Origin of the sequence: Levilactobacillus koreensis JCM 16448, assembly GCF_001435525.1 — a bacterium.
Lineage (GTDB): Bacteria > Bacillota > Bacilli > Lactobacillales > Lactobacillaceae > Levilactobacillus > Levilactobacillus koreensis.
This window is the reverse complement of record NZ_AZDP01000120.1, coordinates 65,310-80,921: the sequence shown is the minus strand read 5'-3', so window position 1 is coordinate 80,921 and position 15,612 is coordinate 65,310. Positions and strand designations below refer to the sequence as shown.

At 48.6% G+C, this 15,612-nt stretch carries 15 protein-coding genes; 3 read left to right on the top strand and 12 right to left on the bottom strand.

Annotated elements, in window-relative coordinates; all coding sequences use genetic code 11:
- Positions 1-250: 250 nt before the first annotated feature.
- Entirely contained in the window at positions 251-724 is a 474-nt protein-coding gene (locus tag FC99_RS12445) for an S-ribosylhomocysteine lyase (RefSeq protein WP_048734637.1), read from the bottom strand.
- A gap of 218 nt (positions 725-942) precedes the next feature.
- Here FC99_RS12445 and FC99_RS12440 point away from each other — a divergent pair, with 218 nt between their 5' ends.
- Entirely contained in the window at positions 943-1,944 is a 1,002-nt protein-coding gene (locus tag FC99_RS12440) for an LCP family glycopolymer transferase (RefSeq protein WP_048734634.1), read from the top strand.
- A gap of 373 nt (positions 1,945-2,317) precedes the next feature.
- On the opposite strand, the gene FC99_RS14285 is transcribed toward FC99_RS12440, so the two are convergent.
- The 9 genes from FC99_RS14285 to FC99_RS12395 all read right to left on the bottom strand — a co-directional run bounded on the left by FC99_RS14285 (position 2,318) and on the right by FC99_RS12395 (position 11,305).
- Entirely contained in the window at positions 2,318-3,256 is a 939-nt protein-coding gene (locus FC99_RS14285; protein ID WP_048734631.1) for a hypothetical protein, read from the bottom strand.
- A 204-nt stretch (positions 3,257-3,460) separates the two neighbouring features.
- Positions 3,461-4,291 carry a DUF1129 domain-containing protein gene (locus tag FC99_RS12430; RefSeq protein ID WP_048734628.1) on the bottom strand — a complete coding sequence of 277 codons (831 nt, stop codon included), beginning with the start codon at positions 4,289-4,291 and terminating at the stop codon, positions 3,461-3,463.
- A 69-nt stretch (positions 4,292-4,360) separates the two neighbouring features.
- Positions 4,361-4,729 carry a fluoride efflux transporter FluC gene (locus tag FC99_RS12425; RefSeq protein ID WP_235805927.1) on the bottom strand — a complete coding sequence of 123 codons (369 nt, stop codon included), beginning with the start codon at positions 4,727-4,729 and terminating at the stop codon, positions 4,361-4,363.
- Positions 4,726-5,118 carry a fluoride efflux transporter FluC gene (locus FC99_RS12420; RefSeq protein WP_056986567.1) on the bottom strand — a complete coding sequence of 131 codons (393 nt, stop codon included), beginning with the start codon at positions 5,116-5,118 and terminating at the stop codon, positions 4,726-4,728. The genes FC99_RS12425 and FC99_RS12420 overlap by 4 nt, the downstream gene beginning before the upstream one ends.
- Positions 5,119-5,881: 763 nt before the next feature.
- On the bottom strand, positions 5,882-6,145 hold the full coding sequence (locus tag FC99_RS12415) for a metal-sensitive transcriptional regulator (protein ID WP_048734623.1): 264 nt from the start codon (positions 6,143-6,145) through the stop codon (positions 5,882-5,884).
- Complete coding sequence (trxA, locus tag FC99_RS12410) at positions 6,145-6,471, bottom strand: thioredoxin (protein WP_048734622.1); 327 nt, start codon at positions 6,469-6,471, stop codon at positions 6,145-6,147. Before trxA ends, FC99_RS12415 begins: the two co-directional genes overlap by 1 nt.
- Positions 6,472-6,723: 252 nt before the next feature.
- Entirely contained in the window at positions 6,724-8,124 is a 1,401-nt protein-coding gene (locus FC99_RS12405; RefSeq protein ID WP_048734619.1) for an FAD-dependent oxidoreductase, read from the bottom strand.
- A 712-nt stretch (positions 8,125-8,836) separates the two neighbouring features.
- Positions 8,837-9,472, bottom strand: coding sequence for a DedA family protein (locus tag FC99_RS12400; protein WP_048734616.1), 636 nt, complete (start codon positions 9,470-9,472; stop codon positions 8,837-8,839).
- Positions 9,473-10,450: 978 nt separating this feature from the next.
- A complete protein-coding gene (locus FC99_RS12395) occupies positions 10,451-11,305 on the bottom strand; it encodes a DegV family protein (RefSeq protein ID WP_048734614.1) in 855 nt (284 codons plus the stop codon).
- 669 nt (positions 11,306-11,974) lie between these two features.
- Between FC99_RS12395 and FC99_RS12390 the strand changes: the two genes are divergently transcribed.
- Positions 11,975-13,351, top strand: coding sequence for an Nramp family divalent metal transporter (locus FC99_RS12390; RefSeq protein WP_048734609.1), 1,377 nt, complete (start codon positions 11,975-11,977; stop codon positions 13,349-13,351).
- Positions 13,352-13,445: 94 nt separating this feature from the next.
- On the top strand, positions 13,446-13,961 hold the full coding sequence (locus FC99_RS12385) for a GNAT family N-acetyltransferase (RefSeq protein WP_048734607.1): 516 nt from the start codon (positions 13,446-13,448) through the stop codon (positions 13,959-13,961).
- Between the two features lie 79 nt (positions 13,962-14,040).
- Here FC99_RS12385 and FC99_RS12380 read toward each other — a convergent pair whose 3' ends face one another.
- Both FC99_RS12380 and FC99_RS12375 read right to left on the bottom strand, forming a co-directional pair.
- Positions 14,041-14,790: a glucose 1-dehydrogenase gene (locus FC99_RS12380; protein WP_048734604.1), complete on the bottom strand. Its 750-nt coding sequence runs from the start codon at positions 14,788-14,790 to the stop codon at positions 14,041-14,043.
- A gap of 153 nt (positions 14,791-14,943) precedes the next feature.
- Positions 14,944-15,597, bottom strand: a complete 654-nt coding sequence (locus FC99_RS12375; RefSeq protein WP_056986565.1) for a bifunctional 2-keto-4-hydroxyglutarate aldolase/2-keto-3-deoxy-6-phosphogluconate aldolase — start codon at positions 15,595-15,597, stop codon at positions 14,944-14,946.
- Between the last annotated feature and the right edge of the window lie 15 nt (positions 15,598-15,612).

Sequence of the window (15,612 nt, the reverse complement as noted above, 5' to 3'; positions counted from 1 at the left end):
ACGGTCCACAGCGGACTTTCACCGCCTAGTTAGCGCCCATGCCGGGCGCACACAAATAGCGCGCTAGCCTATTGGCCGGCGCGCTAGGTTTGTTTAATAACTGAACGTCTAAAGGTTGAAGCGTCCCCACAGCAGGCGGAATCCCTGGCAGCCGGAGTGCGGTAATTTCACACTATCTTAATGGTGCGAATCCTTGCCGATACTGGGGCAAGACAGGTATTTCATCTTTCAACCTTTAGCTGAACGTCCTCTAGATGACTTCGCGAGTGAATGGGTCTTTAGAAATACCCTTGTCTAGAATATCCTTGCTCCATTCCTTAGCGGAGAAGAGGCTGTGGTCTCGGTAGTTCCCACAGCTGTACTTGTCGGTACCTTGAACGTCTTTCCATTCCGTATCAAAAGCGATCCGGTGAAGGGCGGCCTTCAATGCTTTAGCTACTTCTTCAGTGGATTGTTCGCCCCAAGTAATCAAATGGAAACCGGTCCGGCAGCCAAATGGTGAGCAGTCAATGACGCCACTCATTTCATCGCGTAAGTAGCCTGCCAGTAAATGTTCGATGGTGTGTAACCCGGCCGTTGGAATTGCGTTCGTGTTGGGTTGAACCAACCGTAAATCAAAGTTCGAGATGACGTCGCCCTTAGCGCCCGTTTCCCGGGTGATCAACCGCACGTATGGTGCCTTAACAGCTGTGTGGTCCAAAGTAAAACTTTCAACTTTTGCCATTATTGCCAACTCCCTTTTTCAATTGTATGTATAGTAATTGTACCTCTTTACTTTACACCAAAAGCTCGGTCGACTGCTATTAATTTAGTGGGCTTTCACGATTGCTTGGTGAATTTGCAAACTGACTTCTAAGAAATGGTAAAAGCTAAGTTCACCCTACCGCCAGTCCAAGCAAACGTGGGTATACTGGGTTGCGAATTAGAGGGGGAGGAATCACTATGCAAAATACACCATTGCCACCACGCCAACACAATTTCACTCAGAGGTCTCACCGGCCTTGGCGTCGTTGGTTACTCGTTCTTTTGGCCTTGCTACTCATTGGGGGTGGCGTTTACGGGTTTCGCGCTTGGCATGCCGCTAAAAACACGTTTTCCAAAACCTATCATGCTGCGGGAGTCAAACCCAACGACGCCGCTTTGACCAGCGGCAAGCCCTTCGCCATTCTACTCTTAGGTACCGATACCGGCGCTTTGGGTCGACACGATGTCGGCCGAACGGACACCATGATTGTGGCCACTATTAACCCATCCAAACAAACCGCTAAGCTTACGAGTATTCCGCGAGACACACTGGTCAATGTCTGGGGAAGCCAGCAGGATGCGGAAAAAATCAACGCAGCCTATCCCCTGTATGGTGCTAATGCCACCATTAAAACGGTCGAACATCTCGTCAACATTCCCATTCGCTACTATGTCCTTCTCAACATGGGGGGGCTTAAAAAAATGATTAACGCAGTTGGCGGTGTGACTGTCGATCCATTGCTGACCTTCCACTATGAACAGGCCAACGTGACGAAGGGCGTCAAGATTCACTTGAATGGCGCTAGTGCCCTCGCCTACTCACGGATGCGCGACGATGATCCACGTGGTGACTACGGCCGGCAAGCCCGGCAACGGCAAATTATTAAGGCCCTTGTCCTTAAGGAAGCCGGTATTGGCTCATTGGCCCGTTACCAATCCGTCTTGGATTCACTGACCAACAATTTGCAGACCAACCTGACCTTCAACGATCTCATGTGGCTACGGACTAAAGACGGCCATACCAGTCGCCACATCGAATCCCAGACCCTACAAGGTGAAAACGCAACTATCAATGGCATCGATTACCAGATTGCCCCGCAAAATGAGATTGAACAGGTCTCTAAGAGTTTACGCAACGCTTTAAACTTGTCAACGACCACCACTTTTCAAACGGACGCCATTCAACCGGCCGGCTTCTAGCGTGTCGGAACTGAAATCAGATGCTAAGTTTAATCAACGCTTATTACCTTTTATCATCCGTTTCAGCAATACCTATTTGAAGTCTCTCGAGGAGTAGTGACATCTGTCGCCGCTCCTTTTTGAGCCCGTAAACCACCTATATTTTCGGCACCAAGAAAGTCATCCCCGTTCCTGGTCCGGAGCCTTCCAGGTCACTTTTCGTCGGCAACACACTACCCCCTGACCAGCCTTTAAAACCGGCCCGTTTTCTGGCACCGTATCCTACCTCGATTAAGGTCGCGCCAAGCATTGGCTGTTTGCCTGCACCATGACACTCTCACTACTACCAGCAACCAGTGCCAATAATCCAAGAAAATCCCCCGGTAAAGGCCCGTCATTGCTCATCACCATACGCTGCTTGAAAACGATGCAACCACTCCGGTGAAATCAGCACGACAGCATAGTGCAAGGGGTGTTCGTCATGATCCCTGTGTGGTTTCTGATTAATGTTATGTAAGTTATCCTCATCCGTCGTAGCTGCTTCAGGGAAATCGTCCACAAAGTCGAGGCCAATCGACCATCCTCGCAAGCTTTGCCGTTTAGTCGTATTCAACCCCCGTTGCGTTAGCCGGGTTTTCAGCCAACTCAAGCGCTTGGTCAGCGGCTGACTCCGAGTATTTTGAAACGTCTCCCACTCATTCCCCAAGTCAAAGTGAATGATGTGCCGTTTATCCAAAATTCCCTTGTCCCGCAAGCCATTATCTGACGGGAAGTCGATTGCTAAGCGTGACAAGCCCAAATCCAGTTTTGTTCCCGGGAAGAGTTGCCATACCGCCTTTGAGAGCTGATAGGCTGGTTCCGTTTGAATCGCCCGCGCGTAGGCCGCTGAATTTTTAGCCGTATAGAGAACTACCGGCGGGATCTCTGGGGTCCGTGGTCGCTCAGGATCTGGGCCCGTTTGCACTGGGACGGCTCCCGCGATTAAATAGCCACGCCAAATCCAGCCGCCGTGCTGACCATCAGCTGACTTTACGTGGTAGTAAATGGCCGCTGATCCCTTAGCCTTCCGGTAGAGTTTCTCGTGGGCGTCCGTTATCCAGGTCACGTCTGGCAGATCTGAATTTTCACTGTACCGGACCCCCAGATGCTGCGAGTAGCGCGCCCCTTTGACCGTGTGAAAGGCATGTCTTCCCATTCGGTGGCGCCAGACTAATTTAACCGAATTTGCCCGTTGCGCTGAATATTGACTACTTGCTAGACCAACCTGCTCGACTCCCCAAAAACTACCCAAAACAGCCATGCCTAGTGCTAAAACAACGCTGAACCACCGCATTCGTTATCCCCCCAATATCTATATTTTCTTAGTCCCCTAACCATACGCTACTCGCACACGACTAGTCCAGCGTCTTGACTATTTATATTGTTATAATCAACTATTTCTAATTTCATATCTAGCGCCATTCACCGTGACAGCAACGATTTAGCCGCACCGAAAGCGTAAAAAAAGACACATCCATCGTCACAATGAATGTGTCCCTTAATTTTTCGTTTGATTTTGCCGTGCCTGCCAAATGTGCCACCCGATGATCAAGATACTCAAATCACCTAAAATGGTCCCAATCGCAATCAATAAGTTGCCGGCCGACGTCACCATCAGACCCGATGTTGCCGGAATCCGTGCTAATAAGGCTAGTAGCGTGGTAATCCAGAGACTCCCTAGAATGGCTGGAAACCAGGAATTTGTGTGCCGCCGGTGATGCCACCAAGTCAGTCCGGTCACGACGACCGCAAAAACCAGCAACGTCACGCTACCGCCGACCCGGGTCAAGTAGACCAGGCCTTGCGCCGGAACCGTTTGCGCCGCTATCCGCATCGCTAGTAACAACGCAATAATAATGACCAACCAGCTCGCAATCTGACCACGTTGCGTATGAACTCGCTGCGTCACGCCAATGCCTAACGCCATCGCAATAACGAAGAAGACATATTCTAAGCCGATCAGCAAGAGTTGAAACGGTACCGCGGGCAGGATGGCACTCGGAATAATCGTACCTAACGTAAAAATCAAAAATGGAACGAGCAAATCCCACGTCAGCCAACTAGGCTTTGGCCGCGAGATTCGGCCCATCTTTGCGGCAACCGTTGCTGGATCCGCACCGTAGAAATGTTGTGCGGTTTGTTGTGCCTCCTGTGCGACCAGCAAGCTGGGGAGTAACTCCCGTAAGTACTTTTGCAAAACCGCCTCGTCAGCGAACTTGGGTTGCTGGCGCAGGTTACTGACCAACTCGTCCCAGTATGCCTGATTTTGCGGCGACAATTGTTCCCGTAGCGCTGCATTTTGTTCCGTAATTGTTGTGCGTTCTGCCAAGACCGCCACTCCTTTCGCAATTCCTCATTATTTCCATGATAGGGAACTTAACGTTAAAACACCACTGATTTATCGGCCGGAGCCAAGCATTGCGCCTAAATAAACGCCCAAACCAGCCAGCACGACCCCAACACCTACACTTAAAAGCAGATAACTCAACGCCGCGCCCCACCGTCGCTGATCGACTAGCATCACGACCTCGTGGCTAAAGGTCGAGTAGGTGGTAAATCCCCCCAAGATTCCCGTTCCCAAGATGACCGTCAACACGTAGTCTACTTGCCAACCAGTCAACACCCCCAGTAACAGGGACCCCGACCAGTTGATTACTAACGTCGCTAACGGCCAACGTGTGCCCACCAGTTTTGTCACTAACTGACTGCTCCCATAGCGGCCCAGAGCACCAATTGCGGCGCCAACTCCTGCCAACACGGCCATCATTTCTCAACCACCGGGAAGGTTGCCCACTTTCGCGCGCTCCAGACTCCCAGTGCACTACAGAGCACACCACCGACTAAGGTCACGCCCAGATAGCCACCGACCAGGCCCCATTGGTGTTGTGTTATCAGTCGCACCGTATCCACACTAAAGGTCGAAAACGTTGTGAACGCCCCAATACCGCCGATTCCCAGTCCCTCAGCCACCGCGTTAGGCCAATGGGCCGTCACCCGTTTGGCATGCGACAACCATGCTAGCACTAAACACCCAAGCAGATTTACAATCCCCGTCGCCCAGGGAAAGCCCGCCGATACCGGTAGCGCTTGACCAATTAAATAACGGCCACTACCGCCAATAAAGGCGAAAATCAGAATAGACAGATAATTTGCCACAGCTACATCCTCCTCAAAAAACATTCTCCCATTATAGCAAAAAAAGAACGTGGGACGAAAGGCAGTCAGTCAACGCGCATTAGCGTCGCTAGATAAATAATAAAGGTTGAAAGATGAAATACCTGTCTCGCCCCAGTATCGGCAAGGATTCGTACCATTAAGATAGTGTGAAATTACCGCACTCCGGCTGCCAGGGATTCCGTCTGCTGTGGGGACGCTTCAGACTGGGAAATCGCCAGTCTTCTCGCTCGGCTAGCTGCATCCCTGTCCTCCTCCGGCTCTGACTGTGCTTTACCACGACAGCAGTCGAAAAACCTTGAAACTAGCGCTTTTGGTCCAATGGATAGTGACGGTTACATTCATTACCTCCGTCGCCTATGCACACTGTGTAAGCCGAGAGGTCGGCAGATATGGGCTCAGGCGCGTCGTTCTGCTTGGTCGGCGTTTCTTGCCGGCTTAGCAGAAAACCAACCTTGTAGACTCGGTTCTTTCGAGGCTTCAAGTTGTGTTCGCCCCGATCCAGCCCATATCTGCCGGCCGGTAAGGCGAAGGGCCCACCAGGTTGCCTAGTTTTAGTCTCACTGTTGTTGCTAGAGCAGGCATGACTGGCATTTTGGAACTTTCAACCTTTAGATAAATAAAACCAGTTTGGGACTATTTGTCTAGCGGCGTCAAGCGGAGTTGACTGCCTTTTGTTTCACGTTTCAGCGATGTACATTCGGGGACGCCAAAAGGAGTCTGGAGTTTATCCCAGACCCCTTAATTAATGTGTTTTTACGACGAGATCCAAAGCAGCTTGTAACTCGGCTTGTTGGTCGTCGGTCAGCTGGTCTTGCGCCACACACTGCTTGACGTTCTCAGCGACCACGACACCCATCATCCGGTCAACGCCGGAACGCACAGCGGCTAATTGCGTCAAGATATCCTTGCACTCCCGACCATCGTCGACCATCTTTAGGATGCCTTGCAGCTGTCCGTCAGCCCGTCGCAGCCGGTTCTTTAATTGGCTGGCTGTCGTTTGCACCATTAAGCGGTCACCTCACCTAATTTCTCATCAAGGTACTTCTTGAGCGCAGCCTTGGGATGGAACCCGACGACCTTTTCCGTTGGCATGCCGTTCTTAAAGACGACCATTGATGGAATACTCATGATTCCCAAGGATTGCGCCAACTCTTGGTTCTGGTCAACGTCGAGGGAAGCGAACTTCACTTGATCGCCGTACTCTTGGTCCAAAGCTTCTAATACCGGTGTTTGCATCTTGCAAGGACCACACCAGTCCGCCCAAAAGTCAACGACCGTGACGGCGGTGTCATCGCCAATGTGTTCAAATTCCTTACTTGTAATTGCCTGCATGTTGAATTTCCTCCTACTCATTTTTAATCATGACTGCCTTAACTGAGCTGCACTAACAGCTTCACGTCTTAGCTCTGCGATGATTACAAGTCATTAGAAAGTACCGGTAACCTTGACCGTCACGCCTAATGCACTTATCAGTATACCCCCAGGGGCATAATTTGGCTAGTGTTTTGCTTCCTTTACTTTTTCAAGCACAAAAAACGGCCGCTCCCCTATTCGGGTGAACGACCGCCATGACTACAGCTAAATTTAGTTGGTCTTCTGCTCTGGCTTCATACCAGCCGTTAACCGTGGCTTATCATTGCCCCGCTTAACTTCCTTTTCAACGGCCATTTGAGCGACCAAGTTAAGGTAGTTAAATGGATCATCGAAGTTCGGGTTAAAGAGCATGTCCACAAAGGCTAAGTCATCGATCGTATTGCGGTTTTGAATCGCAATGGAGATGGCATTCGCAGACTGCGCGATTTCATGCTTGCTTAACAATTGGGCCCCTAAAATACGCCGGTCGCTCCGATCATAAACCAAGTTGATGATCAAATGATCAGTAGTTGGCATGTATTCTGGCCGCCAAGTTCCCTCAAAGGTAACCATATCAGCGTCCATCCCAGACTGCAAGGCGTGTTCGATGGTCAATCCAGTAGAAGCTAACGTATGACCAAAGATCTGCATCGCCGAAGTGGCCTGAGTGCCCATGTAACGTTGAATATTCCCAAAGATGTTGACACCAGCTAACATCCCTTGCCGCACAGCGTTCGTTGCCAACGGTGTATAAGCTGGCTTGCCGGTTGGGTTGAAGTTAACCACACTGGCATCCCCACAGGCATAAATGTCTGGGTTGGACGTCTGTACGTAATCATTGATGATGATTGCGCCGTGCCGGTCCATTTCAACCTGGCCCCGTAAGAGCTCGGTGTTTGGTACAAAACCGGTACAGACGATGGCTAAGTCGGCTGTGAAGTCGCCTTCGGTCGTTTCAATGACTAGTTCACCGTCTTCGTTACCAGTGAAAGAGGTCACCCGCCGACTCAATTGAACGTCAACACCATTGTCGCTCAGTAACTTCACGATACGGTCGGAAAGGCCCTTGTCAACGTAATGGTTCAAAATGATCTCACGTGATTGGAACAATTGAACCTCGTGACCGGTCCGGGCATAGCTTTCAGCTAATTCCGTCCCAATGTACCCGGCCCCAACGATAGCGATCCGTTTGTTGCCTTTGGCTGCTTTGTCGATGGCCTTGGCTTGATCGTAGTTCTTGCATAACATCACTTTATCTTCATCGATACCAAAGATAGGTGGCACCGTCACGGTTGACCCCGTTGCCATGATCAGTTTGTCATAAGTATCCGTGGTCATCTTCCCCGTATCCATGTCCACGATATCGACCGTCTTGTTTTCTGAATCAATCTTCAAGACGTTGTGCCGTGTCTTAATTTTGGCTCCCATATCAGTCAGTTGTTCAGGAGAAGAATAGAACATGTCCTCGAGATGCTTGACTTGACCGTCCAGGAACAAGGAAATTCCACAGGACAAGAAAGAAACATTGGTGTGGCGTTCGTAAATAGTCACATCTGTATCCGGATGATCCCGTAAAATTTGAATAGCTGCATTTGTTCCAGCATGTGTACTACCAACAATGATGACTTTCATGTTTACCCTCCTACATGAAAAACGATTCTAAAGGTAGTCTACTAGAAAGTTAGCGAAAGATAAATGACTTCGTCTCGAAAAAGGGAGAAAAGCGGGGTGATTACTCACACTTCGTAGAAAATGACGGGCTAGCGTGCAGTCTGCACGCTTTATAACGCTTTTAATAAATAATTTCAATTTTTATTTATCGTGCCATAAGTAGCGTTATTATAACGGATGAAACGGTCTCATTACGAAGGTTTTACTGAGTTGGTTAGTTTAATTGCTAGCCTAACATCATACCGTAACCCGTATACCCCGATTGTAATTTGGCCATTTTTATACCACCTTCATTAAATTTTAAAGGTTAAATTGGCAAAATAGCTTGTTAGTTCACAGATTTCCCGGTTCCATTTATAAGTTTTAAACCCGACCGTTCAGGGGGTGTTTTCTCTTTTCTACCCAATGTTTTTAAAGAGTCACAGTTTGCTTGCGAACACCCTATTGAGTCGCTATGATAACTATAGTTAGTTCGTGATACGTTCTGACCTTAAGCACTGTGATAGATGATAGGAATCACTGTCTATAGATGCACTCCCCCCAAAACAAGTGATTTATTTACAGATTCCTAAATAAGGCCCCGAGTAATCCGCATGTTACTCGAGGCCCTTTCTTTATCCAAAAAGCCGCTAGTCTTCCATTTTATGGAAAAATCAGCGGCTCTTAGTTTAAGCTAATATCGCCGTTTGATGGCTTGACGGATTTGACCGAAAAGAAACGGGATGGCGAGAAGGACCAAGAATAACCAGGTGAAGTTGCTCCGGACAAATGGCGTATTCCCGAAGAAATAACCCACAGTGCAACAACTCCCAACCCAAATCAGGCTGCCAAGAAAATTATAGTAACGAAATTGTCGCCAGTCCATATCGGCTGTGCCGGCAATGATGGGAACAAACAGCCCCACAAAGGGGATAAACCGACCAATTAGCAAGGTCTGATCCTGATTACGATTAAACACCGCCGTCGCTCGAGCAACCTTATCGTCCGGCAGTTTGCAGATCAATCGTTCCCGGTGTTGCCCCCAGCGTAGCGTGGTCAGGTACTTGACCGCCGAGCCCACGGTGGCCGCCAGCGTAAACATTAAAATGAGCAACCAGATATTTAACTGTGACTGCGGATTTGCGGCAATCGAGCCTACCATAAATAACAATGATTGGCCCGGAATAAAAGAAAAAATCAGCATACCGGATTCCAAGAAAATCAACGCAAATAAAATCGGATAGATCCCCCTTCCTAACTGATTCGTTAGCGGCACCAACACAGCTAAGGGGTGCCAAATAATATTCCAAATTATGTCAAATAAATTCACTAGAATTATTCCTCCACGGCATTTTCTTCAAAAAGCTAGCTGTCCTGCTGGACCATTCCTGCTGAGAATACGATAATTACACCCATTATTTCAGTTATGCTGTCGGAGCTAGATCCCCATTATGACTGGTTTTCATAACAAAATCAGTATAAATAATTAACAGGTACGGATAGCCGTCTTTGCTGGTTCGTGGACACAGTTTCAGTCCGGGGTCACTACTTGCCAGTTATTGTGGCGGCCAAATCTGTTCCATTTCATTCACAATCGACTTCCCCCTAAAATATCCTTTCGTGAGACAGTCGGTTCAAAAATGACTGAACCATTCTCAAAAACTCACGTACGCCACCGGCGGTCGCCGTCAGTATCGTCAAAGTGTCGTCAATGGCCGTCCTTACACGATTTCCCTTTCTATTATACGATTATCAAATAAGTTATCAGTCATTGCGGCAAAATAAAAAACGCCCTGCAATCTCCACAGTGGCGTTCAATCGCGTGCTATCACGCTTTTAATTGATTATAGAGTCGTCGACTTTTAGACTGACCCTGTGTAAGTCTGGTTACTTTTAGTTTGTAAAATGAGTTAATTTAGTGGACTATCAAGGGGTTTCGCTGTTATTAGTAAATTTATGAAACCAATCAATTGCACCTAATCGCATCAGGGGTTACACTACAATCAAGTTAGTAACAAGAGACGTTGCTAACCTGGTTGTACCAAATTCTTATTACTCTTTCTACGAGCAGAACTTAGCACTCCCCCAAAGTATCTATTCCTGCTCGTATCCCCCCTCAAGCCGCGATGTAAATCGTGGCTTTTTTTGTTTGGGTCTGGGATAAAAGTCCCAGACCTTTTATGCGCTCCGAGCGTACATGGTCGAAATGCACGCCAAAGGACAGTCAACTCCACCTAACCCCGATAGACAAACAATCCTCAACCGGAATTATTCGTCTATCGGGGTTAGTACTCACTGCCGATGGGCTCTAGTCCAGCACCTGTACACCAACACCGATCAGTCCCGGTCCGGTGTGGACACCTAGAGCTGGCGAGACATCCCCAGCATACCAATTTTCAACCTGTGGATGGGCGGCCTTTAGTTGTTCAAGGACATTCTCACGCAATTCTGGCGCCACACCATCACAGACCGCCACGTTGACGTGCTTTGCGTCACCAATGGCATCATTGACGAGTGCTAGCAACTTATGGATCGTCCGTTTTTCACCGCGCACCTTCGCAATCGGGTAGTAGATGCCCTCGGGGTCACACGAAATGATCGGTTTAACGTTCAACAAGGTCCCCGCCATGCCAGCCACTTTACCGATACGGCCACCGGCTTGTAGGTACTTCAGTGATGGCACATAGAAGAACACTTTAGTCTGAGCCGTCACCCGTTCGACTTCTGCGACAATATCTGCGAAGGAGTGCCCTGCAGCCCGTAGTGAGGCCGCATAAATGGCCGCAAAACCGCTACCAATCCCCACACTGCAAGTGTTGACTACATGGACGGTCAAAGGCGTGTCAGCGGCTAATAGCTGGGTTTCCTGGTAGGTCCCTGAAAGCGCTGCGGAAATACAGATAGCAATGACGTGTGTGTACCCGGAAGCTTGAATTCGTTCCAACGCTTCAACGATTCGTTTACCAGTTGGACTGGCAGTGGTGGCCTTTTCAGTGGCCTGACGACGATAAAATTCAGTCGGCGTAATCGTAATGCGGTCCTCGTAGACCCGATCACGAAAAATGACGTTCATTGGCATTAAAGCCATGTCAGCCGCCTCAAGAACGGCCGCCGGGACATCCGAACAGGAGTCCACTAAAATGGCAATTTTTTCTGATTGCATGGCGGTTACCTCGTTTCTCCTAGTATCAGTTATTGACGATAAGAATCATTATAACGCAATCATCTAGTTTTGAAAACTAGGTTATCTACTCTTTGCTACGGATAATGGCTAACTATCCAAAAGGTTTTGTCGGTAAAGCGCCTCTTCAGCTAGCAATATTCAGGATGGTTTCACCCGCTTCCCCTCAAAAAACTAGGACTCACTCACGCTGACATGAATTACCAGCGTTTCGTAATTATAATTGGAAAAATATTTTGGCCACCCCTAGATTAAGACCAAACTAATCCAAGGATTAGGTAACAACATCAGTAAGTTAGTTGCCCTAACCGGTCGATCATTTTGTACGAAAATTCACACGTGCAGACCTACCCGGAATGAAAACGGCACCAGTAAGTGAAACGGTTGACCCACACGCTCTAACGGTAAGTTAAAAATTGTAGCTTCCACTATATAAAATCTTTTTTGGCCCACCAAAAATTAATCGTAATACGGTTGACATTACGGCGAAATGGCTTATACTTACGTTTGGAATTGAAGCGCGTCATTAGAGTTAGTTTGATAAGTTTTGCCATTATTCGCACCATTCGCTGACGCTGACTCGCGTTTACCAGGAAAGGCAGAAGTCAATCGACTACCTGAATTTCTAAGCCAATAGAAAAGAGGGATTTTATGAAGAATCATGAAACCGACGAGAAGAAGCACCATATGATTCAGTCAACCGGGAGCAACCAAAAGAGCCTGGATGAAGTCAACGGAACGGTGGAAGTGCCGCAAAATGCGGGCTTCTGGCGTACACTAATGGCCTACACGGGCCCTGGTGCGTTGATTGCCGTGGGGTATATGGACCCCGGAAACTGGATCACGTCGATCGCCGGTGGTGCCCAGTACAAGTACACGTTACTAACCGTGGTCTTACTTTCCAGTTTAGTCGCCATGTTGCTGCAAGCCATGTCGGCGCGACTAGGAATCGTCACGGGAAAAGATTTAGCGCAGTTGACCAGAGAGCACACCGGTAAGCGAACTGGATTTGCCCTGTGGATCATTACTGAATTAGCCATTATGGCGACCGATATCGCCGAAATTATCGGGTCCGCGATTGCCTTGAAGCTGTTGTTTGGCTTCCCGCTGATCGTCGGGATCATCATTACCGCTATGGACGTCTTGGTCCTGTTGGTCTTGATGAAACTAGGATTTAGAAAAATTGAAGCCATCGTCGCAACGTTGGTGGCCGTGATCTTATTCGTCTTCCTATATGAAGTTATCCTGGCACAACCACACATGAACGAAGTGCTTGAAGGTTACCTGCCTTCCAGCAAGGTCATCACGAATCACGGTATGCTCTACTTGTCCTTAGGGATCGTTGGGGCGACCGTGATGCCCCATGACTTGTACTTGGGGTCATCAATCTCGCAGACGCGGAGCTTTGATCGCAAGGACCGTAAGAGTGTGGCTCAGGCCATTAAATTTACAACTATTGATTCTAATATCCAATTGACGCTAGCATTCGTTGTCAACAGTCTCCTCTTGATCTTAGGAGCCGCCCTCTTCTTCGGCACTGACAGTGACTTGGGCCGATTCGTTGACCTGTTCAACGCCTTGAGCGATAGTCAAATTGTTGGGGCCATTGCCAGTCCGATTCTGAGTATGCTGTTTGCTTTAGCCCTCTTATCATCCGGGCAAAGTTCAACCATTACCGGGACGCTGGCCGGGCAGATCATCATGGAAGGGTTCATCAACTTAAAGATGCCACTCTGGGCACAACGGTTGATCACCCGGCTGCTCTCCGTAACGCCAGTGATCATCTTCGCCATTATCTATCACGGTAACGAAGCGAAGATTGAAAATCTCCTGACGTTCTCACAGGTCTTCCTGAGTATCGCGTTACCATTTGCCATGATTCCACTAGTCATCTTCACCAGTAGTAAGAAGCTGATGGGTGAGTTCGCCAACCGGACTTGGAGTCGCGTCTTGGGCTGGGTCATTGCGGTTATCCTGATTATCTTGAACGTTTACTTGATTTTAAATACGTTACACATCGTTGAATAGTTCAAAAAACGTCTGGTCAAATTGACCGGGCGTTTTTTTGACGATAACTATCGCTTGTTGTATAACTGGGTAAAACAATAGCGAGGTGGGTAATATGTCAGAATTTCTGCGACTGAAGGAACCAGTGGTGACCGATGCCCCAGCCCTATACGCCTTAATTGAACAGGATCGCCCGCTCCTTGAAAAATGGCTACCATGGGCCGACAGCATGCAGTCGGTAGCTGACGAAGCGGCCTTTCTCCAGTACAGCCAACAACGCAACGCCGATCATCAATTGTGGCTACGCGTCATCTGGGTCGCCAATCACCCTGCCGGCATGATCGACATCCACGAGATGAAGGACGGTCATGGTGAAATTGGCTACTGGCTGGGTCATGAATTCCGCGGCCAAGGTGTTGTTAGCCAAAGTCTGGCGCTGACTGAGCAGGTCGGTTTCGACACCTTGCATCTCAACAAATTGATGATCCTAGCAGCCACTGAAAATAGCGCTAGCCGCCAAGTGGCCGAACGGAACCACTACCACCTCGATGGCATTCTGCGACAACACATTCCGACGAGTACCGATTTTTACGATGCTGCCATTTATTCAAAACTAAAAACTGAACGGTAGATACCTGCAGGGGTATTGAAAACGGTGTCATCCCATTTGGAGACGACACCGTTTTTGATTCTATTTAATTTAATTGTGATTAAGCGCGTTGCCCACCGTCGACAGTGAACTCAGCCCCGTTAGCGAATTCGGATTCATCGCTCCCGAGGTAAACGCAAACTTCACCAATGTCCTTTGGCTTGCCCAAATGACCCACTGGAATCGTCTTGATAATTTGTTCCCGTGCAACGTCAGGAATGATGGCCGTGTCGATCCAGCCTGGATGAACGGAGTTGACCCGGATGTCGATGCCCCGTTGTGCTAAGTTTAAGGCCGTGGCGTGCGTTAACAGGCGACTCCCACCCTTGCTGGCGGAGTAGGCTGGGGCCATTGGCAGACCGACCAGTCCGGCAACGGAGGAGACGTTGATGATGGACCCTTTGGCGTCGTTAGTCTTCTTCATGGCGTTGATGGCTGCCTTTTCACCCAAGAAGTTAGCGGTCAGGTTAACGTCGATCACGGATTGCCACTCGGCTAAGTCGAGATCTTCAATCGCAGCGCCCATGCCACCAACACCAGCGTTGTTAACCAGAATATCTAGCTTACCAAATTTTTCGATTGTGGCATCGATAACTTTTTTCCAGTCAGCTTCACTCGCAACGTCTTGTTGAACGAACAAGCTCACATCATCACCAAACTTGGCAACGGCAGCATGGCCCCCATCCACATTATGGTTAGCGGTCATCACAACCTTAGCCCCTTCACGGACATAACATTCAGCGATACCAAGCCCGATACCGGCAACTCCTCCGGTAATAATGGCGACTTTTCCCTTTAAACGATCTGACATCATAGATCACCCTTTCACTTTTCTACTGTTCAGCGTATCACAATCATACTGAGAAATGAAATTATTTTGCGCACAGACATGATTTAAGCACAAAACTTATTCGCCGTAAAAAAAGTCCGCCGGGATTGATCGGCGGACTTTCTCAAGCTAAATTTAAACGAGTTCTGCATTCTTGATGCGGTTGTATTCGTCCATGTATTCCTTGGCATTACGAGTAACACCAGCGAAATCATCGTCAGCTGCGGGGGCGGTCAAACCACCACCAGCACCAACAACAACGGCACCCGCTGCGAACCAGTCACTCATGTTTTGAACGTTAACACCACCGGATGGCATCACGTTCAAGTAAGGGAATGGTCCGTGGTATTCTTTGATGGCAACGGTTCCGGCCATCGCACCTGGGAACAATTTAACAACTTCAGAACCGTACTTCAAAGCAGTTTGGGCTTCAGTAACGGTAAAGGTACCAGGAACGTAAGGTACTTGATACAGGTTGCACATTAAGGCAACGTCTTTGTCGAAAGTTGGGCTAACAACGAATTGGGCACCAGCGATAATGGCTAACCGTGCGGAGGTTGCGTCCAAGACAGTACCAGCACCGACAACAACATCGGTATCGGCATACTTACCAACTAATTCACTAATAACCGTATCAGTATGCGGCACACTGTAAGTTAATTCCAAACCAGTAACGCCACCGGCGATAACGGCATCGGCGACTTTAACCGCTTTTTCTGGCGTTTCTGCACGGATAACGGCAATAACCCCAGTGTTGATCATTTTGGTTAATAATTCTGCTCTCTTCATAGTCAATTGACCCCT